Origin of the sequence: Aeromonas sp. 62-46 (assembly GCF_001898585.1) — a bacterium.
In the GTDB taxonomy this organism is placed as follows: domain Bacteria; phylum Pseudomonadota; class Gammaproteobacteria; order Enterobacterales; family Aeromonadaceae; genus Aeromonas; species Aeromonas caviae.
This window is the reverse complement of the sequence record NZ_MKUI01000005.1, coordinates 1-23266: the sequence shown is the minus strand read 5'-3', so window position 1 is coordinate 23266 and position 23266 is coordinate 1. Positions and strand designations below refer to the sequence as shown.

Below are 23266 nucleotides of genomic sequence, written 5' to 3'. Positions count from 1 at the left end.
GGGAGGGCGACAACCACAAGGAGAGGGTATGCGTGCATTGGTAACGGGCTGTGGCCGTCGCCTGGGATTCTATCTGTGTGAGCAGCTGGTGGCCGCTGGCTGGCAGGTGACGGGCAGCTATCGCAGCGAACGGCCCGAGCTGGATCGTCTGCGAGACGTGGGCGTCGAGCTGGTACAGGCGGACTTCACCCGGGAAGAGGAGGTGGGCGCTGTGGTGACGGCGCTGGCGGCCCATGAGGATCTTGCCCTGATCATCCACAATGCCTCCGCCTTCGAGCCCCAGGCGGCGGATCCTGCGGTGCAGCTGGCCCAGTTTGATCAGTTCTACCGGGTACACATGGCGGCTCCGTTCCAGCTCAACCGGGCGCTGGCCCCTGCCCTTGCCCGCCAGCCCAACGGGGGCATCATCCACATCACCGATATCTACATCCATGCCCCGGCGCCCCAGTTTGCCGCCTACGTGGCCACCAAGGCGGGAGCCCATTCCCTGGCCATGAGCTTTGCCCGCGAACTGGCGCCTGCCGTGCGGGTCAACACCATAGAGCCTGGCCCCATCCTGTTTCTCGACGAGCACGGGGATGACTGGCGCCAGCAGGTGCTGGCGAAGACGCCGCTGGCGCGGGAAGGGGGTCTGGAGCCCATCTGGCAGGCGGTACAGATGCTGATGAAGAACGACTACATGACCGGGGCCAGCATCCGGGTGGACGGGGGGCGCGCCCTCGCCGTCATCTAGGGCAAGGCGGGCCGCCATGACATGAGGCGCCTTTGGGCGCCTCATGTGTGTGAACGGCTCAAGGGTGCCGGATGGCGGCGTGCCGGGAAGGGGGGCCGGGGTGGCCGTTGCCGGGAAGCAGGGCCTCGTCTTGCTGGCAGAGATGGATGGGGGCCTGGCCGATGCGCTGCTTCGCAAACACCTTGCTGCCCGGCAGGCCGAGGGTCACCTTGCCGGAGTCCACACTGCCGCCCTGATACATCTCCGCCAGCAGATCCCCCAGGTAGGCATCCACCCCGGCCTCGGCGAAGTCATCCCGTTCGCCGCAGGCCAGTATGTCGATGTCCAGTGGCCTGTCCGCCACCTTGCACAGGGGGTTGCTGCGATCCCGGCCATGGGTCAGCTCCATGGTGACAAACTCGGCCTTGAGCTGGACGGGGGAGAGGTCGCTCTGGACGACGAACAGGCAGTTGAGGAAGTCGTGGCGCGAATGCATGCCCACGGGTTTGGTCTGGATGACGGAACTCAGGTGAAGGCGACCAAAGCGGGCCAGCAATTCGGCGACGACCTGACTGACGTGCAGGGCGGGGTCGAGATTGGATCCAATGCTACAGAGGTAAAACATGCTTTCCATTCCTTGGGTTGGGCTCGTCTGAAATATATACGCAGCTCACGGTTATGGGATTCACTATGAATTAACATGTCGTTATCTGTTGTGATCCAACGCTGATTGGCAGAAAGGAGGTTTGCATGAGCGTAGAAATGAAATGGGCACTGTTGGCCGCGTCAGGGGCCCTTGCCATGATCATTGTCATCTGTGTGGCGTCCGTCGGCCTGGCGTGAATCCGGCCTCGGTGAGCAATCAAACCGGCTTTATGGCCGGTTTTGCTTTTTGGGGCAGTGCGGATATGCTGGCTCCCCCATGACGAATCGAGACCGCAGAAGATGACCAAGGTTCGGCCCCGCTCCCTGCTCCAGGTAGTACTGATGGGCTTCGTGCTGGTGCTGATGCCCCTGGGGGGCATGATCTGGCACGACAGTCAGGCTCTCTCCCACCTGGGCCAGCTCACCAGCGACGAGATGGAACGTGCGGTGCGGGACACTCGCCGGGCGACGCTGCTCTCCACCCAGGCCATCGATCTGGAGCGCACCCTGCGGCGCTATGCGGTCCTGGGTGATGATCGCATCCTGGCCAGCTATCGGCAGCAGCTGGTGCGCTACCGGGAACTGCTCGCGACCCATCAGGACTCCATTCCGGATGCCGAGGTCTACGGAGATCTCGAGGCGACGCTGGTCTGGCTCGACGGCCTGCAGGATCTGCGCAAGGCCAGGCAGGAGGCGACCAGCCCCCGTTTCACCGACTTCAACGAACTGAACCAGCAACTGGAAGTGGTCACCCGCAGCCAGGTGGATGATCACGTGACCCGCATGCGGGGCGCCATCGTGGAGCTGAAACAGCAGATCTGGTGGGTCAGCGGCTTCGTGGTCGGGCTCAGCCTGCTGCTGGTGTTGCTCTTTACCTACCTCATCATCCACCCGGTACGTCAGATTGAGTCGCGGATCCTGAGTCTGGGCGCTGGCGTCGAGCCGGATCAGCGCCCGGTGGATGGCCCGGCCGAACTGGTGCTGCTGGGGGAGCGGATCAGCTGGCTGCACGACAAGCTCAAGGAGCTGGAACAGCAGAAATACCAGTTCCTGCGCCACGTATCCCACGAGCTGAAAACCCCCCTTGCCGTGCTGCGGGAGGGGGCTGATCTGCTCTCGGAGCAGCTGGTGGGGCCCCTCAACCGGGATCAGCAGGAGATCTGCCAGATGCTGGAGGAGAACAGCCGCCGTCTGCAGACCCTGATCGAGCGGCTGCTCGACTTCAATCGCCTCAGCCAGCAGGAGGTGTTCACCCTGTCCGAGGTGCCCCTGGCGCCCTTGTTGTCAGACTTGTCCGAAGAGTACCGGCTCGCGCTGGAATCCAAGCAAATCAGTGTACACTTGCCGCCCGAGCCCATCAGCCTGCGGGCAGAGCCCTACCGCCTGCGACTTATCCTCGACAATCTCTTTTCCAACGCGGTCAGCTATGGCGCCAGGGGCGGACAGATCTGGATCCGCGCCGGGGCGGGAGCGGGCGGCGGCTGGCTGGAGGTGGCCAACGAAGGGCCTGTCATCCCGCCAGACGAGCGGGAGCGCATCTTCGAGCCCTTTGAACAGGGCAGCATAGTGCGCCAGGGATTGCTGAAAGGCTCCGGCATGGGCCTCTCCATTGCCCGTGAGTCTGCCATGAGTCTGGGCGGCGAGCTCAGGCTGATCGAGGATGCCCAGGCGGATGTCTGTTTCCGGCTGGATTTGAACGTGCGCCCGAGCTGACGGGCGTGGCGGCGACCCCGCAGGTGCGGGTGGCGCCTTGACACCGAATATTGAGAGGAGCGGGCAGGTGCCTGTTCCCCACCAGGATCTGAAGTGACATTCAAGATGAAACGATTTGTGATTCCCGTATTGATGATAGGCCTGCTCGCTGGCTGTTCCCTGCTGCCTTCTACCAGCCTCACCGAGCCTTCCCAGGAGGCGATCGCCAGGCGGATGGAGTTTGCCAACAAGGAGATGCAGGTGCGCCTGCAATACTCGGACTGGCTGCTGGCCAGCCATCCCCAGCAGCGGATGCAGGAGCGCCAGCGACTGGCCGGCGCCACCGACCTCGAGAGCCGGGTCAGCCTGGCCATGGTCAACACCCACCCGTCCGAATCGGTGGCCAGTCGCCGGGCCGGGCTGGATCAGCTGAAGGCTCTGTTGCCGGAGCTCGGTCTCGATGCCCAGGCCTTCCTGCGCAGCTGGATCGCCCTCGGGGAGGAGCTGCTGGTGCGAGACAGCCGCCGCGACGATCAGAGTCAGGAGGTGAAGCGTCTGCGCCAGCAGATAGAGCAGCTCTCCGCCATCGACGAGCAGCTCAACCAGCGTAAGCTCAATGGGGGAGGTCAGCCATGACAGCTCCGGACCGCGCCGCAATGACCGCGTTTTTCGCCAAGAGGGGGTGAGAGCATGAGCCGTATTCTGCTGGTGGACGATGATGCCAGCCTGCTCAAGCTGATGAGCATGCGCCTGCGCAGCCAGGGTTACGAGGTGGATACCGCCGACAGCGCGGAAGGAGCGCTGGACAGGCTGCGCCAGCAACGGGCCGACCTGGTGCTGAGCGATCTGCGCATGGGGGGCATGGACGGGCTGGCGCTGTTCGAGCGGATCCAGTCCCAGTGGCTCGGCATGCCGGTGATCATCATGACCGCCCACGGCACCATTCCCGACGCCATCCAGGCGACCCGCTCCGGGGTATTCAGCTTCCTCACCAAGCCCATCGACAAGGACGAGCTGCTGGTCACCATAGAACATGCTCTCAGCCTGACCCGTCCGAAGCAGCAGCAGGAGTGGCAGTCCCTCATCCAGACCCGCAACCCGCAGATGGAGCAGTTGCTGATCCAGGCGAGCAGCATCGCCACCATGGACGTGCCCGTGCTGATCCTGGGCCCCTCCGGCGCCGGCAAGGGGGTGATGACCCAGGTGCTGCACCAGGCCAGCCACCGCCGCGACAAGCCGCTGCATACCATCAACTGTGCGGCTCTGCCCTGGCCCGCGCTGGACTTGCAGCTGTTTGGCGAGGATGGCCAGTCCGGCCTGTTTGCCGAGGCCAAAGGCGGCACCCTCTTCCTCGACGAGATAGGGGATCTGTCGGAGTCACTCCAGGCCAAGTTGCTCCAGGTGCTGGCGGAGTATGGTCAGGGCACCCCCGAGGTGCGGGTCATCAGCTCCAGCCATCAGGATCTGGTGACCGCCATGGAAGAGGGGCGTTTTCGCGAGGATCTCTTCTACCGCCTCAACGTGGCCAACATCACTCTGCCGCCTCTGAGCGCCCGTAGCGAGGACATCCCCCTGCTGGCCCGTCAGGCGCTGGACGATTACCGCAACCGTCACCCCGATTGCGCCGCCCTCGGCTTCTCGCCTGAGGCGCTGGCCCTGCTGGCCGCCGCGGCCTGGCCGGGCAACGTGCGCCAGCTCTGCGGGGTGGTGGAGCAGCTCGCGAGCCTCTGCTGCAGCCCGGTGATCGGCGCGGCCATGGTGGAGTCGGCCCTGAGTGGCGGCGGTGGCGGCATTCCCTCGTTCAACGAGGCGCGGGCCGAGTTTGAAAAGGAGTACCTGATCCGGCTGCTGCGCACCACGGAAGGCAATGTGACCCTGGCGGCCAACATGGCGGGGAGAAACCGCACCGACTTCTACAAGCTGCTGAATCGGCACGGCATCGAGGCGGCCAACTTCAAGTCGAAGGGATAAATGACAGAGGGGCGGCCCGTCGATGACGGGCCGCCCCTCTGGTTTCCGACAGAATCGGCCTCAGGCCGGGTCGCTGACACCGCTGGTAGAGAGAGTCTTCTGGGAGAGCCAGAGGCCGCTCGCCTTCATCAGATAGCCAAACAGGGCGCCGATGATGAGGGAGGGCAGAATGAGCCGCCACTCGCCTGCGGCGCCGAAGGTGGCACAGCAACCGGCGAAGGTGCCGGGAATGTAGGCGAGCCACTGCTGCCTGGCCTGCACGCACATCAGGGTGGCCACCACCCCTGTCATCAGATAACCCGCCATGCCGGCCCCCCACCAGGTCTCCCCGTGGATCAGCAGGAGTGCCCACAGCATGCCGGTGGTGTTGCACAGCAGGGTCTGCAACAGCGCCTTGTAACCGCCACTCGAGGCGAAGTAGCTGGTGCAGCCGAGGAAGCCGACCCAGGAGATGAGACCGAGTGCGGCGGCCAGTCCACCCCAGACGGCGGAGAGGATCCCGGTCGTGATGGCGATGGCGAACAGTGGGCTCATGGCGTGACTCTCAGTGGTTGAATCCGGAAAAGGAGGCAGCCTACTCCGCGGTAGAGCGGCAGCAAGCGGGGGCCGGATTGTGTGTGATCCCGATCACTCTTTGCAACTCTGGAATACGCTTGCGCTCGCGAAAAAAATTCATTGGAGGCGCCGCAGACCTTGTTCCATAGTTAGAGGCCCTGTCCTGCTCATGGAGTGAGTCTGATGGTGCCAAACGTGATCGTTCCTCTGCTGGTGTTCGTAGTGCTCTTCCTGGCCGGTACCATGGCCAAGGCACTGCCCCTTTACCAACTCATGTAATTCTGTGTGAAATAAAACTCGGCCGGGGCGGGTCTTATGGTTGTCAACCTCATCGTCCCGGGAGTTTTTTCATGTTGATCAAGCGCCGTACTTCTCATCACCCCACCGAACAGGACGTCACGCCGGAAACCGTCTATCAGGATCGTCGCCGCATCCTGAAAGGGCTGGGCCTGGGCGTCGGTGCCGCCACCCTGGCGTTTCCGGTGAAGGCCAGCCTGCTGGATCTCTTCGCACCGGACAAGCCGGCCACCGTGGCCCCCACCAGACCCCTCGACATCCGTGCCGCGACCCGGCCAGAGGGATTGATCCTCACCCCGGAGGAGAAGGCCACCACCCACAACAATTTCTACGAGCTGGGGACCGACAAGGGGGACCCGGCCCGCAACGGCCATTACCTCAGGCCCGAGCCCTGGACCCTGAAGGTGGAAGGGGAGGTGGCCAAACCCTTCACCCTGGATGTGTGGGATCTCATCAACAAGAGCACGCTGGAGGAGCGCATCTATCGGCTGCGCTGCGTGGAGGCCTGGTCCATGGTGCTGCCCTGGAGCGGCATTGCGCTGGCGGATCTGATCCGCCGTGCCGAGCCCACCAGTCGCGCCAAGTTCGTGGCCTTCGAGACGCTCTATGATCCGGAACAGTTGCCGGGGCAGGCCTCCCGTGCCCTGGGGGGCGGCATCGATTATCCCTATGTGGAGGGCTTGCGCCTCGACGAGGCCATGCACCCCCTCTCCTTCCTCGCCATGGGGCTCTATGGCAAAACCCTGCCCGCCCAGAACGGGGCACCCATCCGGCTGGTGGTGCCCTGGAAATACGGCTTCAAGAGCATCAAGAGCATCGTCTCCATCCGCCTGGTGGAGGAGATGCCCCCCACCACCTGGAACCTGCTTGCGCCGAACGAATATGGCTTCTACGCCAACGTCAACCCGAGCGTGGATCACCCGCGCTGGAGCCAGGCGAGCGAGCGTTTCATCGGCGAGGGGGGCATTTTCGGGGCCAAGCGCCAGCCGACCCTGATGTTCAATGGCTACGGCGACGAGGTGGCGTCCCTCTATCAGGGGATGGATCTGCGTAAATGGTATTGAGACTGACGCTCTGCCCGACTGATCTCTTGCCCCCTTCTCCCCTGGTGGGAGAGGGGATGAGAAGCGGGAAAAACATGACGGGAACTGCAATATGATGCCGAGACTGAAAACAGCCCATATCAACGGCTTGCGGGCGCTGGTGCACCTTGGTTCGCTCGGCTTTCTGCTCTGGCTGGGCTATGCCGTGCCAGCCGGGCTGCTGGGGGGGGATCCGGTCCAGGGGCTGACCCATTACCTTGGCAAGGGGGCCCTCCACCTGCTGTTGCTGACCCTGCTGGTGTCGCCGCTCGCCAAGCGCTGGCGCCAGGGGCAGCTCATCAAGTTGCGCCGCCCCCTCGGGCTCTGGTGCGCCGCTTGGGCGTCCCTGCACTTCATGGTCTGGCTGGGGCTGGATCTGCAGTTCGACTGGGGGCTGATTGGCGGCGAGCTGGTGAAGCGCAGCTACATAGTGGTGGGCATGGTGGCGCTGCTGCTGTTGCTGGCGCTCGGCATCACCTCGATCCCGGCCCTGTTGCGGCGCATGGGGCCTGCCTGGCAGAAGCTGCACAACTGGATCTACGGGGTGGCTCTACTGGTGCCGGTACACTACTGGTGGTCGGTCAAGAGCGGGTGGCAGGAGCCCCTCATCTATCTGGTGCTGGCCTGCGCCCTGCTGTGGCCACGGCGAGAGAAGCTGCTGCGCCCCTGGCGCAGGCGAGCGCAAGTAGCCGGGAGGGGGGCGGCGCAACAGCCGTCACACCCATAGCAAAAGAGGCCTATTCGGCCTCTTTTTTGGTGATCTCGCCGGTGTTGGCATCGACCTGCAACTGGACGCGCTGATCGTTGGCATTCAGGGTATCGACCTCGAATTTGTCCCCTTCCAGCTCCACTTCCCGAATGTCGTGATACCCTTGTGCCAGCAACAACTTGACCAGTCCGGCCATGTCGAGACGTGTCTGCGCCGCCCAGCCAAAGGTGGAAAAGAGGCACAAGATCAGCAGGATACTGCGTGGGATCATATTCATTCCGGATTCATGGCTGGCACACTATAAACGGCATTATGTTAGGTTTTGAGAGATGAATCACCCATGAATAGCGCGCTGCCCCTGCTTGGATTGCTGCTGCCGATGCTGGTTCAGGCGGCCCAGCCGAACGAGGCCTTGTTGCAACAGGCGGTCAGCGAGGGGCGGGTCCGTCCTTTTCATGAGTTGATGGCGGTAGCCTCCCGCCTGCCGGTGCGCGTGCTGCGCGTCGATCTGGGTGAGGAGGATGGCGTCTGGCTCTACGAGCTCAGGCTCATCGACGAGGAGAACAGCGTCATCAAGGTGGGCTACCGGGCTGACAACCTGGAGATGGTGTGGCTCAAGGGTCACCATCTGGAGCGCCTGTTCGCTCCGCGCCCGCCCCCGGAAGAGGAGTAACGGCGTGAGTCCGCGAACGTACCGTCGTCCGGTTCGTCCCCCCAACCGTTGCCAGTGCCGGCACAACCCTGTTTTGGATACCCATGTATGCGCATTCTGATAGTTGAAGATGAAAAGATCCTCGCGGGCCAGCTGGCGGAGCAGCTGCGTCTGTCCGGTTTCGTCACCGATCTCTGCCACGATGGCAACGAGGCGGGCTTTCTCGGCGAGACCGAACCCTATGACGCCATCATCCTGGATCTCGGCCTGCCCGGTCGCGACGGGCTGAGCGTACTGAAGGAGTGGCGCAGCAAGGGGATGGACACCCCGGTGCTGGTGCTGACCGCCCGTGGCCAGTTGCACGAGAAGATTGAAGGGCTCAACGCCGGGGCGGACGACTACCTCACCAAGCCCTTCCAGGTGGCGGAGCTGGTGGCCAGGGTGCAGGCGCTGGTGCGCCGGGCGGCGGGGAACGCCAGCTCCATCCTCGAGATCGGTGGCGTGCGTCTCGACATGGCGGCTTCCCAGGTGTGGTACGAGGGGACCCCCATCAAGCTCACCGCCCACGAGTTCCGGGTGCTGGGCTACCTGATGCAGCACAGGGGCAAGGTGGTGTCCCGCAGCGAGCTGATCGACCACATCTATGCCCAGGATTTCGATCGCGACTCCAACACCGTGGAGGTGTTCATCGGCCGCATTCGCAAGAAGACCCACGCCGATCTCATCGAGACGGTGCGCGGCCTCGGCTACCGGATCAACGAATGACATCCTCGCAACCGATGGCGGGGTGGGTTGAATGAGGCTGGTACGCACCCTGCGAGGTCGGCTGGTGGTGATCGCCATGGTCTGGTGCGGTCTCTTCCTGTTCGCCACCGGCTTCAGCCTGCAGACCATGATGCGCAACTACTGGCAGGAGGCGGAGGCCGATGGCCTGCGCCTGCAGCTCTACGATCTGCTCTCCCGCCTCGAGATCCAGCCGGACGGCATGCCGGTGGTCACCGAGCCCATGGCCGACCCCCGTTATCGCCAGCCCTACTCCGGCTACTACTGGCAACTGGAGCTGGGGGAGACGGTGGTCAGTCGCTCCCGCTCCCTGTGGGATGCCCATCTGAGTGCCCACGGCCTGAAGTCGGCTTTCGGCGATCCGGATCTCTTTGTCGGCAAGGGGCCCAACAAGGAGCCCCTGCTCATCATGACCCGTACCGTGCTGCTGCCGGGGTCTGATCGGGTCTTCACCCTGGTGATGGCCAAGGACAGCAGCGCCCTGACCCAGACCCTGAAGAAGACCCGCATCAGCCTGTTCCTCGGCCTCGGCTTTGCCGCCACCGGCCTGGTGCTCGGCTTCATGTTCCAGATCCTCTACGGCCTGCGCCCGCTGCACCTGCTGCGCCGCGAGCTGAGCCGTGTCCATCAGGGTCATCAGGAGGGGTTCCGGCTGCGCTACCCCCTGGAGATCCAGCCGCTGGTGGAGGACATCAACCGCCTGCTGCACCACTATGGCGAGCTGCTGCAACGGGCCCGCTCCCACACCGGCAACCTGGCCCACGCCCTCAAGACGCCGCTCAGCATCATGCGCAACCAGGTGACCCAGCTGCCGCCGGAGGATCAGGCCGCCCTCGGCGAGCAGCTCGACCAGATCCAGCGCCACATCGACTATCACCTCGGCAAGGCGCGGGTGACCGGCGCCGCCAAGATCCTCGGGGTGTCGACCCCGGTGCGGGCCCGGGTGGAGTATATCTGCCGCGCCTTCTCCCGCCTCTATCCCGGCAAGACGGTGGACTTGCAGGTGCCGGTCAATCTGGCGGTCGGGGTGGAGGAGCAGGACTTCGACGAGATGGTGGGCAACCTGCTGGAGAACGCCTTCAAGTGGTCCGCCAGCGAGCTGCGCATCTCCAGCGCCGAGCTGGGGGGCTGGATCACCCTGCGCATTGAGGACGACGGTCCCGGCATGAGCGAGGATCAGATCGCCAAGGCGGTGCTGCGGGGGGTGCGCCTCGACGAGAAGGTGCCGGGCTCGGGCCTTGGCCTCAACATCGTCTCGGATCTCGCGGAAGCCTATCGTGGCAGCCTCATCATGGGGCGGGCCGAGCTGGGGGGGCTCGCCGCTTCCCTCTCCCTGCCCAAGGTGGCCAGGGTCGAGTGATGGGGCGCCCCGTCGGGGGGCCCCTTTTGTGCCGCCGTGCTGGCAAGGGTGCGGCACCCGGCATAAGATACGTCACTTGTTTCAGGTGTAGGAAGGGTAGCAATGACTGACGATCCTTGGGCTTTGTGCCATCTCGATGATTCGTTCGATGCCTCGGTGCTGGGCACCAAGGGGGCCCAGATCCAGTGGTTCGAGGACAGGGATGCCCTGATCCAGTTCCTGCTGGAGGACTTTGTCGACCTGCTGGCCGACGTGGGCGAACTGGACGAGGATCAGACCGAGAGCGCCCGCGAGCGCTTCACCCTGCTGGTGGAGCAGAGCCTGGATGATCGCACCCTGATGGATGCCATCAACGATCTCGCCTCCGGCCTGCGCCGCATTGCCTGGCTGGGGCCCCTCTCCGAACTGGCGGAGTTGAGCGACGACTTCGCAAGCGGGTTGCGTGCCTTCTTCTGGAGCCAGTATGACGGTGACGAGGATGACCCAGAGGCCTGGGTGCCGGAAGATCTCTGGCCCCAGCTGGTGGAGTGTGCCGAAGAGTACATGGTGGAAGGAGACTTCTGATGCTCCTCCCGCACACCTTTCATTCCAGAGAATAAAGACGGCGCCTTCGGGCGCCGTCTTTATTGGCGGGAACGGAGGGGCCTGAGGGTGATCGGGCAGGAGGCGTGCGGGACGGGATCTGGGGTGGGCAGGGCTGCCCCGGAGCAGTTGGCCATGTGTATAAGCAAGCACGGGTCATTATGGGAAAAGCCATAAGTTAAATTTATGCAGGGTGAGCAGGCCCCTCAGGGGGCCCGTGAGCCGAGTCAGCCTCCCCGCAGGGGGATTACCCGCGCCTCCCCATGGCTGCCGAGGGTCATCCTTGCCAGCCCGGAATAAAAACGGCGCCTCTATGGCGCCGTTTTGTCTGCATGCAACCGCCTCAGCCGTTGGCCGGTACCTCGTGCGCCGTGTTGGCGAGCACTGGCCCGATATACTTCTCTATCTGCAATTGGGCCATGTGGCCGCAGTTGCCCTGGGCCAGACTGGACGAGCCCTCGTCGAAGGTGAGGCAGTTGACGTTGCCGTTCTTGCAGATGCTGCCCGCTTCGCCCGGCTTGGCCGGATCGTACCAGGCCCCTTCACACACCCGCACTACCCCGGGCCGGATATCGGCGGAGATCAGGGCCCCCACCAGGATCTGGCCGCGCTCGTTGAAGGCCCGTACCAGATCGCCATCCTGGATGCCGCGCGCCTTGGCGTCGTCCGGATGGATCAGGATCGCCTCCCGATCGGCGATGGCGAACTTGTCCCGCAGCGGGGTGTTGTCGAGCTGGGAGTGCAACCGCTGGGTCGGGTGGGAGGTGTTGAGCGACAGCGGATAGCGCGCCGCCACCTCGCTCTTCACCCACTCCTTGGGCTCATACCACTTGGGATGACCGGCGCAGTCGGCATAACCCATCCCCGCCACCGTGTTGGAGAAGATCTCGATCTTGCCGGACGGGGTACCGAGCGGGTTGAGCAGCGGGTTCTCGCGAAAATCGGCGTGACGGATCCACTGGCGGTTGGCCTCCGGGATCGGGAAGCGGATGTAGTTGTTGGACTCCCAGAACATGTTGAACGGCGGCAGCGCCACACGTGCGCCACGGGCCTGCGCTGCCATGCCGTCGTACATCTGCTTGAGCCACAGCATCTCGTCCTTCCCTTCGGTGTACTGCTCCTGCACGCCCAGCTTGGCGGCGATGGCGCTGAAGATGTCGAAGTCGTTGCGGGCTTCAAACTGGGGGGGCACGCACTGGTGCATCGGGAAGACGTAGCGCTGGGAGTAGTCGCCGCCCATCTCCAGATCGTTGCGCTCGTAGCTGGTGGTGACCGGCAGCACGATGTCGGCGTGTTTGGCAGTCGCCGTCCAGTAGGGTTCGTGCACGATCACGGTCTGGGGTTTGCGCCACGCCTTGACCAGGTTGTTGGTGTCCTGATGGTGGTGGAAGGGGTTGCCCCCCGCCACGTAGACCAGCTTGATGTCCGGATAGGTCACCTTGCGGCCGTTGAAGTCGATGGTCTTGCCCGGATTGGCGAGGCAGTCGGCGATGCGCGCCACCGGGATCGGTGCCGGGCTGTTCTTCGGTGCGTTGCCGGCGGAGATCCCCGCCAGAATGCCGCCCTTGGCGGTGGGGCTGCCACCGGAGGAGTAGTGGTAGCTGAAGCCGTAGCCGCCCCCCGGCATGCCGATCTGGCCCAGCATGGCAGCCAGAGTGACCAGCATCCAGTTGGGCTGCTCCCCGTGGTGCTGACGCTGCATGCCCCAACCGGCCATGATCATGGTGCGCTTGGCGGCCATGTCGAGGGCCAGCTGGCGGATCACCTTGGCATCGACGCCGCAGATGCTGCTCGCCCACTCGGCGCTCTTGGGCTGGCCGTCCTCCTTGCCGAGCAGGTAGGCGAGGAAGGTATCGAAGCCGACGGTGTAGCGATCGAGGAAGGCCTGATCGTGCTTCTTCTCGCTGTAGAGGGTGTGGGCCACCCCCAGCATCATGGCCACGTCTGTGTAGGCGTTCGGGGCAATCCACTCGGCGCCGACCAGCTTGGCGGTCTCGTTGTAGACGGGATCGATGCTGATGACCCGGGTGCCTTTCTCTTTCAGCGCCTTGAAGCCCGCTTGACCTTCGTGATCCGGCATGTTCCAGCTGTTCTTCAGGGTGACCTGGGCGTTGACCCCCCAGAGCACCACCAGTTCGGCGTGCTCCACCACGTTGGGCCAGGCGGTCTGCTGCTCGTACACCTCGATGGAGCCCATCACGTGGGACATGATCACCTGAGCCGCGCCGGTGGAGTAGTCACCAGCATAACCGGTGAAGCCGCCCGATAGGTTCATCAGGCGGTGCAGCAGGGTGCGGCTGTTGTGGAACATGCCGACACTCTTCCAGCCGTAGGAACCGGCGTGGATCGCCTGCGGGCCGAAATCAGACTGGACGCGCTGGATCTCGCCGGCCACCAGGTCGATGGCCTTTTCCCAGCTCACCCGTACCCACTCGTCGGCACCGCGCAGCTCCGGTTTGGCCCCCGGGCCGTGCTCCAGCCAGCTTTTGCGCACCATGGGGTACTTGATGCGGTTCTTGGCGTGGACCTGGAACGGCGCCATGTCGATGAGGTCATTCGGTGCCGGATCGTCGGCCACCGGCTGGACCCGCACCATGCGGCCCTCGGAGACGATGGCCTCGAAGGCTCCCCAGTGGGCGCCGGTCAGGATGCCCTTCTGGGCGGGCACCAGGGTGGGGAACTGCTCAAGGGCCGTGCTGACGGCCTTGGCCAGGGCGCTTTTCTGGAAGATACCGGCCAGCAGGGGCAAGGCGGCACAGGCCCCCAGCCCCTTGAGCAGAGTACGGCGGGAGAGGTTGGTCTGTTGGTCATTGAAAAAAGTCATGGGAGAGTCCTCTGTTCCTGCCTTAATGGGCCGCGCTCATGTCGCTGGCGTGTTTCTGCACGTATTGGGTGAGCATGCGCGCCTGCTCCGGGGTGAGGGAGGTACGGGACTCCATCCCCTTGATGACGCCGATCCACTGGTTGGCGTTGAAGTGATCCAGCGCGGTGAGGCCGTGACAGCCGGTGCAGTTGTTGGACATCAGGGTGGAGGCGTATTGCCACAGCTTGCCCTGGTCGCCGATGAGCTGGCTCTGGTCGACCCAGGCGGTCAGGCTGACCTGATGCCAGGTGAGGTTGGTGGCGCTGTCGGTCTCGCTCTTGCCGGTCACGAGGGCTTTTCTGGCGGCTTCGCCGACCAGCACGCTCAGGATCCGTTTGCCGGGGGCGGCGTAGAACACCTCGCTCACCCCGTCCTGCTGCCAGCCGTCGATGCGCACCTGGGCGCGGCCGTTGTCGTTGGCCAGCACTTCCACCTGGGTGGAGGGCATCAGGGTGCCTTCATCAGTCTTGGCGCCGGCATCCAGATAGAGCGGGGTGGTGGCAATGGCATAGCGGGTGGTGACGGTTACCGGGGTCTGGGCCGCGGCGGCGGCCAGTTCGCTGGCACCGGCGGCAGCCAGGCCGCTCATGTCCGGCATGATGTGGGCGACGCCGCGGTGGCAGTCGATGCAGGTCTGACCCTCCTTGATGGCGACCGGGTGCTCGGCGCGGGCATTGGGGCGCTGGGCCAGGATGTCCATGGCGGCGTAGCTGTGGCAACTGCGACAGGTGGCGGAGTCATTGGCCTTGAGCTGATCCCACACGGTCTGGGCCATGCGCAGCTTGTGGGCCTCGTATTTTTCCGGGGTGTCGAGGGTGCCGATCGCCTCGTGATAGATGTCTTTCACGGCGCGGATCTTGGTCCAGAGATAGGCGGCGGGTTCACTGGGGATGTGGCAGTCGGCGCACTCGGCGCGGATCCCCTTCACGTTCTGGAAGTGGACGCTGCCCTGATATTCGGCGAGCGGGGTCTGCATGGAGTGGCAGGAGACGCAGAACTCGGTGGAGCTGGTCTTGTGCAGCACGGTGACGGTGACGCCCAGTGCGGCGATCCCCAGCAGGGCCCCGAGCAGCAGAAGCCAGAACCAGGTCTTTCTCAACAGTTTTCCAAGCATGGTGACGGTGTCCTTCGAATTCGGGTATTACCAATATAGTAGTAGTCCCAGGATTCAAAGGGTTGACCTCGGTCATGGTTTTTATTTCGTCATATAATTGATTTTTGGTTTTGTTATTTGTTTTGGCATGATTTATTGAATTTAAATCGCATTTTTCCCATACAGCGGGAGCGGGATGTGCTGTGGTGGGAGCGATGCCCAAGCCGGGGCGGGGAGGCAGTACGCCACCCCGGGGCTTGGGGTTTGTGGCGAGAGGATTGTATACTGTTCACATATACAGTATTCAGGTGTATCCATCATGCGACTCTTTATCGCCGAGAAACCCAGCCTTGGCCGCGCCATCGCCGATGTCCTCCCCAAACCGCACAAGAAGGGGGATGGTTTCATCGAGACGGCGCAGGGAGACGTGGTGACCTGGTGCATCGGCCACCTGCTGGAGCAGGCCGAGCCCGATGCCTACGATGCCGCCTACAAGCAGTGGCGCATGGAATCCCTTCCCATTGTCCCGACCCAGTGGCAGTTGGTGGCCAAACCCAAGACCAAGGCCCAGCTGGCCGTCATCAAGGGGCTCATCAAGCAGGCGGACTGCGTGGTCAACGCCGGTGACCCGGACAGGGAAGGGCAACTGCTGGTGGACGAGGTGATCGACTTTCTCGGTTATCCCAAGACCAAACCGGTTCAGCGCTGCCTCATCAGCGATCTCAATCCCCCCGCCGTGCGCCGCGCCCTCGACAAGCTCAGGGACAACAAGGAGTTCGTGCCGCTGGCGGTGTCGGCGCTGGCCCGTAGCCGTGCCGACTGGCTCTATGGCATCAACATGACCCGGGCCTATACCCTGCTTGGCCGCAAGGGGGGCTGCAGCGAACTGCTGTCGGTGGGCCGGGTACAGACCCCCTTGCTCGGTCTGGTGGTGCGCCGGGATCTCGAGATCGAGGCCTTCGTTCCCAAGCCGTTCTACGAGGTGATGGCCCATCTGCTGACCCAGGGCAACGAACGCTTCACCGCCAGGTGGCTGCCATCGGAGGCCTGCCTGCCCTGGCAGGATGAGGAGGGACGGGTGCTCAACCGGGCGCTGGCCGCCAAGGTGGTGGAGCGGATCCAGGGGCAACCCGCCCGGGTGGAGGCGGTGGAGGAGCAGGCGCGCAAGCAGGCGGCGCCGCTCCCCTACAACCTCTCCAGCCTGCAGATCGACGCGGCCAAGCGCTTTGGCATGGATGCCAAGCGGGTGCTGGATATCTGCCAGAGCCTCTACGAGCGGCACAAGCTCATCACCTATCCCAGATCCGACAGCCGCCATCTGCCGAGCGAGCACTTCAACCGGGCCGGCCAGGTGCGGGAGGCCATCGCCAGCACGGCCCCTGCGCTGGCCAGGGCGGTCGCCGAAGCGGATGGAAGGATCCGCAGCAAGGCGTGGAACGACAGCAAGGTGGATGCCCACCACGCCATCATTCCCACCGAGAAGAGGGGGAACGAGGCGAGCCTGGGGGCCGACGAGGCGAAGCTGTACGGCCTGATTGCCCGCCAGTATCTGCTGCAGTTCTACCCGCCGTTCGAGTACAACGACAGCAAGGTGTTGCTGCGCATCGCCGGAGGGCTGTTCCAGGCCAAGGCGCGCCGCATCCTCAAGGCGGGCTGGAAGGCGCTGCTCGGAGTGGAAGAGGATGACGAGGAGGAGGCGGGAACCCTGCCTGCCCTGAAAGAGGGGGAGGAACTGCTGTGCGAGCGGGGGGAACTGCTGGAGAAGATGACCCAGCCCCCCAAGCCGTTTACCGATGCCACCCTGCTGGCCGCCATGACCGGCATCGCCCGTTATGTGCAGGATCCCGAGATCCGCAAGACCCTGCGGGAGACCGACGGTCTGGGCACCGAGGCGACCCGGGCCGGGATCATCGATCTGCTGTTCAAGCGCCGCTTCCTGGTGCGCCAGGGCAAGAGCATCAAGGCCACCCCGACCGGGCGAGCCCTGGTCCAGGCGCTGCCCGCGACCGCCACGACACCGGACATGACGGCACTGTGGGAGCAGAGTCTGGGGCAGATCGCCGAACGTCACGGCAGCTACCAGCAGTTCATGGGGCCGCTCACCGAGCAGCTTAACGGCCTGATCGAGGGGGCGCGGCAGGATTCCGGCGCCAGCTTCAGCGCGCTGCCCAAGGCGACGCCCGGTGACAGCAAGCACCGCTTTGCCCGCCGCAAGCGGACTGCGTCCACCGCCGCACGCCCCCGCACGAGCAAGAGTGCTGGCAAGAGTACGGGAAAGAGCTCTGGCAAGGGGACGACCAGGGGCAAGGCGGCCTGAGGCTGGCGCGCGCCGTGATCACATAGAAAAGAAAGAGGGGCCGGAGGCCCCTCTTTGTATGGATGGGATGGCTTACCCCGTGTAGACGCTCTCTTCCGGATAACGGATGCGGGTCTCCACCGGACGGGCCAGCATGATGGCCAGGGTGAGGGGCCCCAGACGGCCACAGATCATCACCAGCACCAGGATCAGCTTGCCCGGCTCGCTCAGAGAAGCGGTGATGCCGGTGGACAGTCCCACGGTGGCAAAGGCCGAGATGGTCTCGAACATGATCTTGTCGAATGATTGCGACTCCGTGAGCATCAGCAGGAACATCGCCAGCATCAGCACCATGGTACTGACGATGATGATGGCCAGGGAGCGGGTCACTATCTGGGGTGACAGGGTGCGGCCGAAGGCGGTGACATGGGGGCGCTTGGTCAGAAACGCCCGGGTCGCCAGCAGGACGACGGCAAAGGTGGTGACCTTGATACCGCCCCCGGTGGAGGTTGCCCCGGCACCGATGAACATCAGCATCATCATGAACAGCAGGGAGGCCGGTACCATCTGGCCGATATCCACCGTGTTGAAGCCCGCCGTGCGCGCGGTGGCCGACTGGAAGAAGGCTGCCAGCCACTGGCTCCCGAAGGAGGCGTTGCCCAGGGTGCCAGGGTTGTTGTGCTCCAGCAGCCAGAACATCAGGGTCCCCAGCAGCAGCAGGGCAGGGGTCATCAGCAGCATCAGCTTGCTGTGCAGTTTCAGCTTGCGCCAGCGGCGGTTGCGCACCAGGTCGACGATGACGGTGAAGCCTACCCCCCCCAGGATCAGCAGGGCCGGTATGGTCAGGCTGATGATGGGGTCATCCCGGTAGTCCATGAGGTTGTTGGCAAACAGCGAGAAGCCGGCGTTGTTGAAAGCCGACACCGCGTGGAAGAAGCTGACGTAGAGGCCGTGACCCCAGCCCATGTCGGGCACCCAGCGAATGGCCATGATGGCGGTGCCGATCAGCTGGGCAATCAGGGCGAACAGGACGATGCGTTTCACCAGCTGGACGATGTTGACGGAGCCCTCCTGGCCCAGCGCCTCCTTGGCCAGCACCTGCTGGCGCAGCCCGACCCGCTTGCTGAACATGGCGATGAGCAGCAGTGTCATGGTCATCTGGCCGAGACCACCAATCTCCATCAATATCAACAGGATGATCTGCCCCTGCAGGGTGAAGGCGGTGCCGGTATCTACCACCCCGAGGCCGGTCACGCTGATGGCGGAGGTGGCGGTGAACAGGGCGTTGATGACGGTGACCTCACCCTTGTGGCTGGAGGGCTGGACCAGAAACAGGGTGCCAACCAGCAGGATGATGAGGAAACTGCCCAGGATGAGCTTGGCCTCGCTCCAGCGGGAGTTGTCTTCCCGATGCAGGGTGAAGGCGTAGTTGCTGCGCCAGTTGATCATAGGGTGTCGAGCCAGTGATCGATGGCGTGCTTGTTGCCGGCCAGGATCAGGATGTCACCGAGTTGCAGCTCCATCTTGCCGGTCAGGACGTTGTGCAGCACCTCACCCCGCTTGATGGCCAACAGCTGGAAATCGCTTTGCTGCAGCAGGCGCAAGTCGGCCAGGGTGCGGGTGTTTTGCTGCAAGCCGATCACGAACTCGGTCAGCACCATGTCGTGACCCAGCTCCAGGTAGTCGAACAGCCGGTTGTCCAGCATGCTCTGGGCCACCCGGCGGCCCATGTCCCACTCCGGGTTGATCACCTTGTCCGCGCCCACCTTCTGCAGGATCTTGGCGTGGAACTTGTCACGGGCCTTGACCCAGACCTTCTTCACGCCCGCCTCTTTCAGCACCAGCGTGGTCAGGATGCTGGTCTCCAGGTTGTCGCCGATGGCGACAAAGACGATGTCGAAATTCGCCAGGCCCAGTTCGGCGACCGTGGCCTCGTCGGTGGCATCGGCCACGATGACGTGGTTGCAGAGGGTGGCTATCTGGCGGGTCTTGCTCTCGTCGATGTCGATGGCCAGTACCTCGGCATTCTGGCGCTGCAACTCTTCGCACAAGGCGCTGCCAAACAGGCCCAGGCCGATGACGGCGAATTGATTGTTCATGCATGCTTCCTCAGCGGGATGAAGGGGTTACTCTACTCCAGAGCCCTGAGTCCGAAAAGTGTCCGGGTTTTTTGTCCCGGGGGATCTGGGGTAAACTGCGCCCTTGTCCTTGTCGGAACACACAGATGAAACTCACCCCCCACGCCTCCCTGTCGACCCTCAATACTATGGGCCTGGACGCACACTGCCTCTGGCTGGCCGATGTGACCCGGCCGGATGATCTCGCGCAACTGCGGACCAACCCGGAGTTGGCCACCTTGCCGCGCCTGGTGCTGGGAGGAGGAAGCAACATCCTGTTCTGCGATGACTTTGCCGGTCTGGTGGTCCACAACGGCCTGAAAGGGATCACGCTGCACGAGGAGTCCGAGCACTGGTTGCTACACGTGGCGGCAGGTGAAAACTGGCACGAGCTGGTATGTCACGCCCTGCAACAGGGCTGGCACGGGCTGGAGAATCTGGCACTCATTCCCGGGACGGTCGGGGCGGCCCCGGTACAGAACATCGGTGCCTACGGGGTCGAGCTGGCCAGCGTCTGTGCCTACGTGGAGGCGTTCAACTGGCAGAGTGGCGAGGTTGAGCGCATCGCGGCGGCCGACTGCCGGTTCGGTTACCGTGACAGCATCTTCAAGCACGACTATCAGGACTCCCACTTCATCATCGCCGTCGGTCTGCGCCTGCCCAAGGCATGGCGCCCGGTCGCCGGCTATGGCCCGCTGGCGGCGCTGGGGGATGCCCCTTCGCCACAGGCCATTTTCGACACCGTCTGTGCCACCCGCATGGCCAAGCTGCCGGATCCGGCGGTGCTGGGCAACGCGGGCAGTTTCTTCAAAAACCCTGTGGTGCCCGCTGCCCTGGCCGAGACCCTGAAACAGCAATACCCGCAGATGCCCTGCTACCCTGCGGCAGAAGGGCAGGCCAAGCTGGCGGCTGGCTGGCTCATCGATCAGTGCGGTCTCAAGGGGTTTGCCATCGGTCGTGCCGCCGTCCATCAGGAGCAGGCGCTGGTGCTGGTCAATCTGGGGGGCGCCAGCGCCATGGAGCTCATCGCGCTGGCGGCCCATGTCCGCGACAGCGTGGAGCACCAGTTCGGTGTGGTGCTGGAACACGAGGTGCGCTTCATGGGGCGCAGCGGTGAAACCTGGCTCGACGAGGTACTGGCATGACCCTGACCCCCGTCAGACAGACCCTGATCACCCTGCTCAGCGACGGCCAGTTTCATTCCGGCGAGCAGCTGGGCGAGCGCCTTGGCATCAGCCGGGCGGCGGTGAGCAAGCACATGGCCGCGCTCAAGGATCTGGGGCTGGATCTCTTCAGCCTGACCGGCAAGGGCTATCGGCTGGCGGTGCCCATGGCCCTCTATGACGAGGGGCGGCTGCAGGCAGAGGCACCGATGGCACCGGTGCACTGCTTCCCTGTCATCGACTCCACCAACCAGTACCTGCTGGAGCGGGTCAACACCCTGAGCTCCGGTGAAAGCTGTCTGGCCGAGTGCCAGACCGCCGGGCGGGGACGTCGTGGCAAACCCTGGGTTTCTCCCTTCGGTTGCCAGCTGATCCTGAGCATGTACTGGCGGCTTGAGCAGGGCATGGCGGCCGCCATGGGACTGAGTCTCGCGGTCGGCGTGGCGGTGGTCGAGGCGCTGGAGTCCCTCGGTTATCCCGGGGTGGAGCTCAAGTGGCCGAACGACCTCTATTACCAGGGCCGCAAGCTGGCGGGCATCCTGGTGGAGATGAGCGGCAGTGCGGGTGCCAGCTGCCATCTGGTGATCGGGGTCGGCCTCAATCTGGCGATGCCGAGTCGGGAGGGGGAGAAGATCGATCAGGCCTGGTCCGAGCTGCGCCATATCCAGCCCGAGCTGGTGGATCGCAACGAGCTGGCCGCCTGCGTGCTGCTGCACCTGCAGCAGGCCATGCAGACCTTCGAACAGACGGGACTGGCGAGTTTCGTCGAGAGCTGGAACCGGCTCGACCACTTCGCCGGCCAGCCGGTGAAGCTGCTGATGGGAGAGCAGGTGATCCGCGGGATTGCCCGGGGGATCGACGAACGCGGAGCCCTGCGTCTGGAGACGGAAGAGGGGCTCAAGTTCTATCTGGGAGGGGAACTCTCCTTGCGGCGGGGGGACTGAGCCCATACGCTCATGACGACTGAATGAAAGAGGGGGCCTGCGGGCCCCCTCTTTCATGTATGCACTGCGACAGTGGTCACTTGCGCAGCTTGATCTGCTCGATGGCGTGCTCGTTGCCCTTGGTGAGGATGAGGTTGGCCCGCTCCCGGGTCGGCAAGATGTTCTCTTGCAGATTCAGGTAGTTGATATCCTGCCAGATGTTGTTGGCGATCTCGGTCGCCTCGCTCTCGGCCAGCTTGGCGTAGTGGTGGAAATAGGAGTCGGGATCCGAGAAGGCGCCGCTGCGGAATTTGAGAAAACGATCGATGTACCAGGTGCGCAGCAGCTCGGCATCGGCATCCACATAGATGGAAAAGTCGACGAAGTCCGACACGAACACGCGATGAGGGTCCTGGGGATAGTCCATGCCGCTTTGCAGCACATTGAGCCCTTCCAGGATCAGGATGTCCGGCTGCTCCACCACCTTCTTCTCGTCGGGCAGGATGTCATAGATCAGGTGGGAGTAGACGGGGGCCTCGACCTTCTCGTGGCCGGCGCGGATATTGGCGACAAACTCCACCAGATGGCGGATGTCATAAGACTCGGGGAACCCCTTGCGACGCATCAGGCCACGGGCTTCCAGCTCCTTGTTGGGAAACAGGAAGCCGTCGGTGGTGACCAGCTCCACCCTGGGGTGCTCCGGCCAGCGCTCCAGCAGTGCCTGAAGGATACGGGCCGTGGTGCTCTTTCCCCCCGCCACGCTGCCGGCGATACTGATGATATAGGTGCCCTTGCCGCGGGACTGACCGAGAAACTGCTCCAGCACCCGGCTGCGGCGCTGCTTGGCCTTGACGTAGAGATTGAGGAGACGGGAGAGGGGCAGATAGATCTCTTCCACTTCCCGCAATGACACCTTCTCGTTGATCCCGCGCAGGGTCTGCAGATCGTGCTCGGTCAGGGTCAGGGGGACCGCATCGCGCAATAACGCCCATTGTTCGCGGGTGAATTGCAAATAGGGGTTATGCTCTGTCGTCATGGTGTCATCACTGTTTCTTGGGCAGGGCGACCATACACCAAGGGATCGGGAGCGACAAGGGACGCGTCCGGTCGGGACGGAGAAGGAGCGTTTTTTTGCCTGGATCCCGGCATAAATGCACATTTTGCAAGGTGCAATGGTTGCATCCCCAAAATCCTTACCATAAAATGCGCGACGCTTGGATGTCTGTCGTCTATTTGCCCAGCAAAAGCGACAAAAACAACGGGTGCAAGCAGAATTACCGTTGTGGCATTTATGCAACTGGAGGGGTTCCCGAGCGGCCAAAGGGATCAGACTGTAAATCTGACGGCTCTGCCTTCGAAGGTTCGAATCCTTCTCCCTCCACCATATTTCTCTGCGGTTTGAGTTCTTTGGGTTAGAGAAATGCGGGCATCGTATAATGGCTATTACCTCAGCCTTCCAAGCTGATGATGCGGGTTCGATTCCCGCTGCCCGCTCCAAGATGCTGATATGGCTCAGGTAATTCTGAGAGCCACACCTTAGGGTGAGTTCGGCAATCGAACCAGCCTGTCAGCACCAACCTCTCTACTCCCCTTGATTCAAATCCATCATATAAACTGTTCTGTGGTTAGCTTGCCACCGCGTACTCAGCGTTAGTTTAGAGGGACGATCATGTCTAAAGAAAAATTTGAGCGTAATAAACCGCACGTTAACGTGGGTACCATCGGCCACGTTGACCACGGTAAAACCACCCTGACCGCCGCCATCACCAAC

General features: G+C 63.5%; 23 protein-coding genes and 2 tRNA genes. 17 read left to right on the top strand and 8 right to left on the bottom strand.

Going from position 1 to position 23266, the window contains the following annotated elements; all coding sequences use genetic code 11:
• Nucleotides 1–28: 28 nt before the first annotated feature.
• Complete coding sequence (locus BGO64_RS02015; RefSeq protein ID WP_039039618.1) at nucleotides 29–733, top strand: SDR family oxidoreductase; 705 nt, start codon at nucleotides 29–31, stop codon at nucleotides 731–733.
• 58 nt (nucleotides 734–791) lie between these two features.
• Here the strand turns inward: BGO64_RS02015 and folK are convergent, their stop codons facing one another.
• Entirely contained in the window at nucleotides 792–1337 is a 546-nt protein-coding gene (folK, locus tag BGO64_RS02010) for a 2-amino-4-hydroxy-6-hydroxymethyldihydropteridine diphosphokinase (RefSeq protein ID WP_049636031.1), read from the bottom strand.
• A gap of 125 nt (nucleotides 1338–1462) precedes the next feature.
• On the opposite strand from folK, the gene cydH reads away from it, so the two are divergent.
• From cydH to BGO64_RS01990, 4 genes are all read left to right on the top strand, one after another.
• Entirely contained in the window at nucleotides 1463–1555 is a 93-nt protein-coding gene (gene cydH, locus BGO64_RS02005; RefSeq protein WP_010675981.1) for a cytochrome bd-I oxidase subunit CydH, read from the top strand.
• A gap of 102 nt (nucleotides 1556–1657) precedes the next feature.
• A complete protein-coding gene (locus tag BGO64_RS02000) occupies nucleotides 1658–3070 on the top strand; it encodes a sensor histidine kinase (RefSeq protein WP_286700085.1) in 1413 nt (470 codons plus the stop codon).
• Nucleotides 3071–3175: 105 nt separating this feature from the next.
• Nucleotides 3176–3685 (top strand): hypothetical protein, encoded by a 510-nt coding sequence (locus BGO64_RS01995; protein ID WP_039039694.1) that lies wholly within the window; start codon nucleotides 3176–3178, stop codon nucleotides 3683–3685.
• Nucleotides 3686–3739: 54 nt separating this feature from the next.
• Complete coding sequence (locus BGO64_RS01990; RefSeq protein ID WP_124245197.1) at nucleotides 3740–5020, top strand: sigma 54-interacting transcriptional regulator; 1281 nt, start codon at nucleotides 3740–3742, stop codon at nucleotides 5018–5020.
• A 60-nt stretch (nucleotides 5021–5080) separates the two neighbouring features.
• Here the strand turns inward: BGO64_RS01990 and BGO64_RS01985 are convergent, their stop codons facing one another.
• Nucleotides 5081–5554 carry a DUF1097 domain-containing protein gene (locus BGO64_RS01985; RefSeq protein WP_043153924.1) on the bottom strand — a complete coding sequence of 158 codons (474 nt, stop codon included), beginning with the start codon at nucleotides 5552–5554 and terminating at the stop codon, nucleotides 5081–5083.
• Nucleotides 5555–5925: 371 nt separating this feature from the next.
• On the opposite strand from BGO64_RS01985, the gene msrP reads away from it, so the two are divergent.
• Together msrP and msrQ are read left to right on the top strand one after the other, a co-directional pair.
• Entirely contained in the window at nucleotides 5926–6936 is a 1011-nt protein-coding gene (gene msrP, locus BGO64_RS01980) for a protein-methionine-sulfoxide reductase catalytic subunit MsrP (RefSeq protein ID WP_045522791.1), read from the top strand.
• Nucleotides 6937–7027: 91 nt separating this feature from the next.
• On the top strand, nucleotides 7028–7681 hold the full coding sequence (msrQ, locus tag BGO64_RS01975) for a protein-methionine-sulfoxide reductase heme-binding subunit MsrQ (RefSeq protein ID WP_286700084.1): 654 nt from the start codon (nucleotides 7028–7030) through the stop codon (nucleotides 7679–7681).
• 10 nt (nucleotides 7682–7691) lie between these two features.
• Here msrQ and BGO64_RS01970 read toward each other — a convergent pair whose 3' ends face one another.
• Nucleotides 7692–7940 carry a PepSY domain-containing protein gene (locus BGO64_RS01970; protein ID WP_286700083.1) on the bottom strand — a complete coding sequence of 83 codons (249 nt, stop codon included), beginning with the start codon at nucleotides 7938–7940 and terminating at the stop codon, nucleotides 7692–7694.
• Between the two features lie 63 nt (nucleotides 7941–8003).
• On the opposite strand from BGO64_RS01970, the gene BGO64_RS01965 reads away from it, so the two are divergent.
• The 4 genes from BGO64_RS01965 to BGO64_RS01950 all read left to right on the top strand — a co-directional run bounded on the left by BGO64_RS01965 (nucleotide 8004) and on the right by BGO64_RS01950 (nucleotide 11022).
• The gene (locus BGO64_RS01965; protein ID WP_041211926.1) at nucleotides 8004–8336 is read left to right on the top strand and encodes a PepSY domain-containing protein; all 333 of its coding nucleotides are present in this window, start codon (nucleotides 8004–8006) and stop codon (nucleotides 8334–8336) included.
• An 87-nt stretch (nucleotides 8337–8423) separates the two neighbouring features.
• Nucleotides 8424–9080 (top strand): AHA_4052 family stress response regulator transcription factor, encoded by a 657-nt coding sequence (locus BGO64_RS01960; protein ID WP_005332666.1) that lies wholly within the window; start codon nucleotides 8424–8426, stop codon nucleotides 9078–9080.
• A gap of 31 nt (nucleotides 9081–9111) precedes the next feature.
• Nucleotides 9112–10458, top strand: coding sequence for a sensor histidine kinase (locus tag BGO64_RS01955; RefSeq protein WP_010675971.1), 1347 nt, complete (start codon nucleotides 9112–9114; stop codon nucleotides 10456–10458).
• Nucleotides 10459–10560: 102 nt separating this feature from the next.
• Nucleotides 10561–11022 (top strand): hypothetical protein, encoded by a 462-nt coding sequence (locus BGO64_RS01950; protein ID WP_010675970.1) that lies wholly within the window; start codon nucleotides 10561–10563, stop codon nucleotides 11020–11022.
• A 361-nt stretch (nucleotides 11023–11383) separates the two neighbouring features.
• On the opposite strand, the gene torA is transcribed toward BGO64_RS01950, so the two are convergent.
• Entirely contained in the window at nucleotides 11384–13864 is a 2481-nt protein-coding gene (gene torA / locus BGO64_RS01945; RefSeq protein ID WP_286700082.1) for a trimethylamine-N-oxide reductase TorA, read from the bottom strand.
• A gap of 22 nt (nucleotides 13865–13886) precedes the next feature.
• Nucleotides 13887–15017, bottom strand: a complete 1131-nt coding sequence (locus BGO64_RS01940; protein WP_128296094.1) for a NapC/NirT family cytochrome c — start codon at nucleotides 15015–15017, stop codon at nucleotides 13887–13889.
• 298 nt (nucleotides 15018–15315) lie between these two features.
• On the opposite strand from BGO64_RS01940, the gene BGO64_RS01935 reads away from it, so the two are divergent.
• On the top strand, nucleotides 15316–17313 hold the full coding sequence (locus tag BGO64_RS01935) for a DNA topoisomerase III (RefSeq protein ID WP_286700081.1): 1998 nt from the start codon (nucleotides 15316–15318) through the stop codon (nucleotides 17311–17313).
• Nucleotides 17314–17385: 72 nt separating this feature from the next.
• On the opposite strand, the gene BGO64_RS01930 is transcribed toward BGO64_RS01935, so the two are convergent.
• A complete protein-coding gene (locus BGO64_RS01930) occupies nucleotides 17386–18741 on the bottom strand; it encodes a TrkH family potassium uptake protein (protein ID WP_041211921.1) in 1356 nt (451 codons plus the stop codon).
• Nucleotides 18738–19391: a potassium channel family protein gene (locus tag BGO64_RS01925; RefSeq protein ID WP_010675965.1), complete on the bottom strand. Its 654-nt coding sequence runs from the start codon at nucleotides 19389–19391 to the stop codon at nucleotides 18738–18740. The genes BGO64_RS01930 and BGO64_RS01925 overlap by 4 nt, the downstream gene beginning before the upstream one ends.
• A gap of 125 nt (nucleotides 19392–19516) precedes the next feature.
• Here BGO64_RS01925 and murB point away from each other — a divergent pair, with 125 nt between their 5' ends.
• A complete protein-coding gene (gene murB / locus BGO64_RS01920; RefSeq protein ID WP_010675964.1) occupies nucleotides 19517–20554 on the top strand; it encodes a UDP-N-acetylmuramate dehydrogenase in 1038 nt (345 codons plus the stop codon).
• A complete protein-coding gene (gene birA / locus BGO64_RS01915) occupies nucleotides 20551–21516 on the top strand; it encodes a bifunctional biotin--[acetyl-CoA-carboxylase] ligase/biotin operon repressor BirA (protein WP_010675963.1) in 966 nt (321 codons plus the stop codon). Before murB ends, birA begins: the two co-directional genes overlap by 4 nt.
• A 76-nt stretch (nucleotides 21517–21592) precedes the next feature.
• On the opposite strand, the gene coaA is transcribed toward birA, so the two are convergent.
• Complete coding sequence (coaA, locus tag BGO64_RS01910) at nucleotides 21593–22531, bottom strand: type I pantothenate kinase (protein WP_029314861.1); 939 nt, start codon at nucleotides 22529–22531, stop codon at nucleotides 21593–21595.
• A 263-nt stretch (nucleotides 22532–22794) separates the two neighbouring features.
• Here coaA and BGO64_RS01905 point away from each other — a divergent pair.
• The 3 genes from BGO64_RS01905 to BGO64_RS01895 all read left to right on the top strand — a co-directional run.
• Nucleotides 22795–22879, top strand: a tRNA-Tyr gene (locus BGO64_RS01905).
• 38 nt (nucleotides 22880–22917) lie between these two features.
• A tRNA-Gly gene (locus BGO64_RS01900) sits at nucleotides 22918–22992 on the top strand.
• A 172-nt stretch (nucleotides 22993–23164) separates the two neighbouring features.
• Nucleotides 23165–23266: GTP-binding protein (locus BGO64_RS01895; RefSeq protein ID WP_034524332.1), on the top strand; the 102-nt coding region annotated here is incomplete at its 3' end.

Coding starts and splice junctions, on each gene's coding strand:
- coaA (WP_029314861.1), bottom strand. CDS start 22,531: ATGACGACAGAGCATAACCCCTATTTGCAATTCACCCGCGAACAATGG.
- BGO64_RS01940 (WP_128296094.1), bottom strand. CDS start 15,017: ATGCTTGGAAAACTGTTGAGAAAGACCTGGTTCTGGCTTCTGCTGCTC.
- BGO64_RS01970 (WP_286700083.1), bottom strand. CDS start 7,940: ATGAATATGATCCCACGCAGTATCCTGCTGATCTTGTGCCTCTTTTCC.
- birA (WP_010675963.1), top strand. CDS start 20,551: ATGACCCTGACCCCCGTCAGACAGACCCTGATCACCCTGCTCAGCGAC.
- folK (WP_049636031.1), bottom strand. CDS start 1,337: ATGTTTTACCTCTGTAGCATTGGATCCAATCTCGACCCCGCCCTGCAC.
- torA (WP_286700082.1), bottom strand. CDS start 13,864: ATGACTTTTTTCAATGACCAACAGACCAACCTCTCCCGCCGTACTCTG.
- murB (WP_010675964.1), top strand. CDS start 19,517: ATGAAACTCACCCCCCACGCCTCCCTGTCGACCCTCAATACTATGGGC.
- msrP (WP_045522791.1), top strand. CDS start 5,926: ATGTTGATCAAGCGCCGTACTTCTCATCACCCCACCGAACAGGACGTC.
- msrQ (WP_286700084.1), top strand. CDS start 7,028: ATGATGCCGAGACTGAAAACAGCCCATATCAACGGCTTGCGGGCGCTG.
- BGO64_RS02015 (WP_039039618.1), top strand. CDS start 29: ATGCGTGCATTGGTAACGGGCTGTGGCCGTCGCCTGGGATTCTATCTG.
- BGO64_RS02000 (WP_286700085.1), top strand. CDS start 1,658: ATGACCAAGGTTCGGCCCCGCTCCCTGCTCCAGGTAGTACTGATGGGC.
- BGO64_RS01930 (WP_041211921.1), bottom strand. CDS start 18,741: ATGATCAACTGGCGCAGCAACTACGCCTTCACCCTGCATCGGGAAGAC.
- cydH (WP_010675981.1), top strand. CDS start 1,463: ATGAGCGTAGAAATGAAATGGGCACTGTTGGCCGCGTCAGGGGCCCTT.
- BGO64_RS01965 (WP_041211926.1), top strand. CDS start 8,004: ATGAATAGCGCGCTGCCCCTGCTTGGATTGCTGCTGCCGATGCTGGTT.
- BGO64_RS01935 (WP_286700081.1), top strand. CDS start 15,316: ATGCGACTCTTTATCGCCGAGAAACCCAGCCTTGGCCGCGCCATCGCC.
- BGO64_RS01955 (WP_010675971.1), top strand. CDS start 9,112: ATGAGGCTGGTACGCACCCTGCGAGGTCGGCTGGTGGTGATCGCCATG.
- BGO64_RS01985 (WP_043153924.1), bottom strand. CDS start 5,554: ATGAGCCCACTGTTCGCCATCGCCATCACGACCGGGATCCTCTCCGCC.
- BGO64_RS01950 (WP_010675970.1), top strand. CDS start 10,561: ATGACTGACGATCCTTGGGCTTTGTGCCATCTCGATGATTCGTTCGAT.
- BGO64_RS01960 (WP_005332666.1), top strand. CDS start 8,424: ATGCGCATTCTGATAGTTGAAGATGAAAAGATCCTCGCGGGCCAGCTG.
- BGO64_RS01990 (WP_124245197.1), top strand. CDS start 3,740: ATGAGCCGTATTCTGCTGGTGGACGATGATGCCAGCCTGCTCAAGCTG.
- BGO64_RS01995 (WP_039039694.1), top strand. CDS start 3,176: ATGAAACGATTTGTGATTCCCGTATTGATGATAGGCCTGCTCGCTGGC.
- BGO64_RS01925 (WP_010675965.1), bottom strand. CDS start 19,391: ATGAACAATCAATTCGCCGTCATCGGCCTGGGCCTGTTTGGCAGCGCC.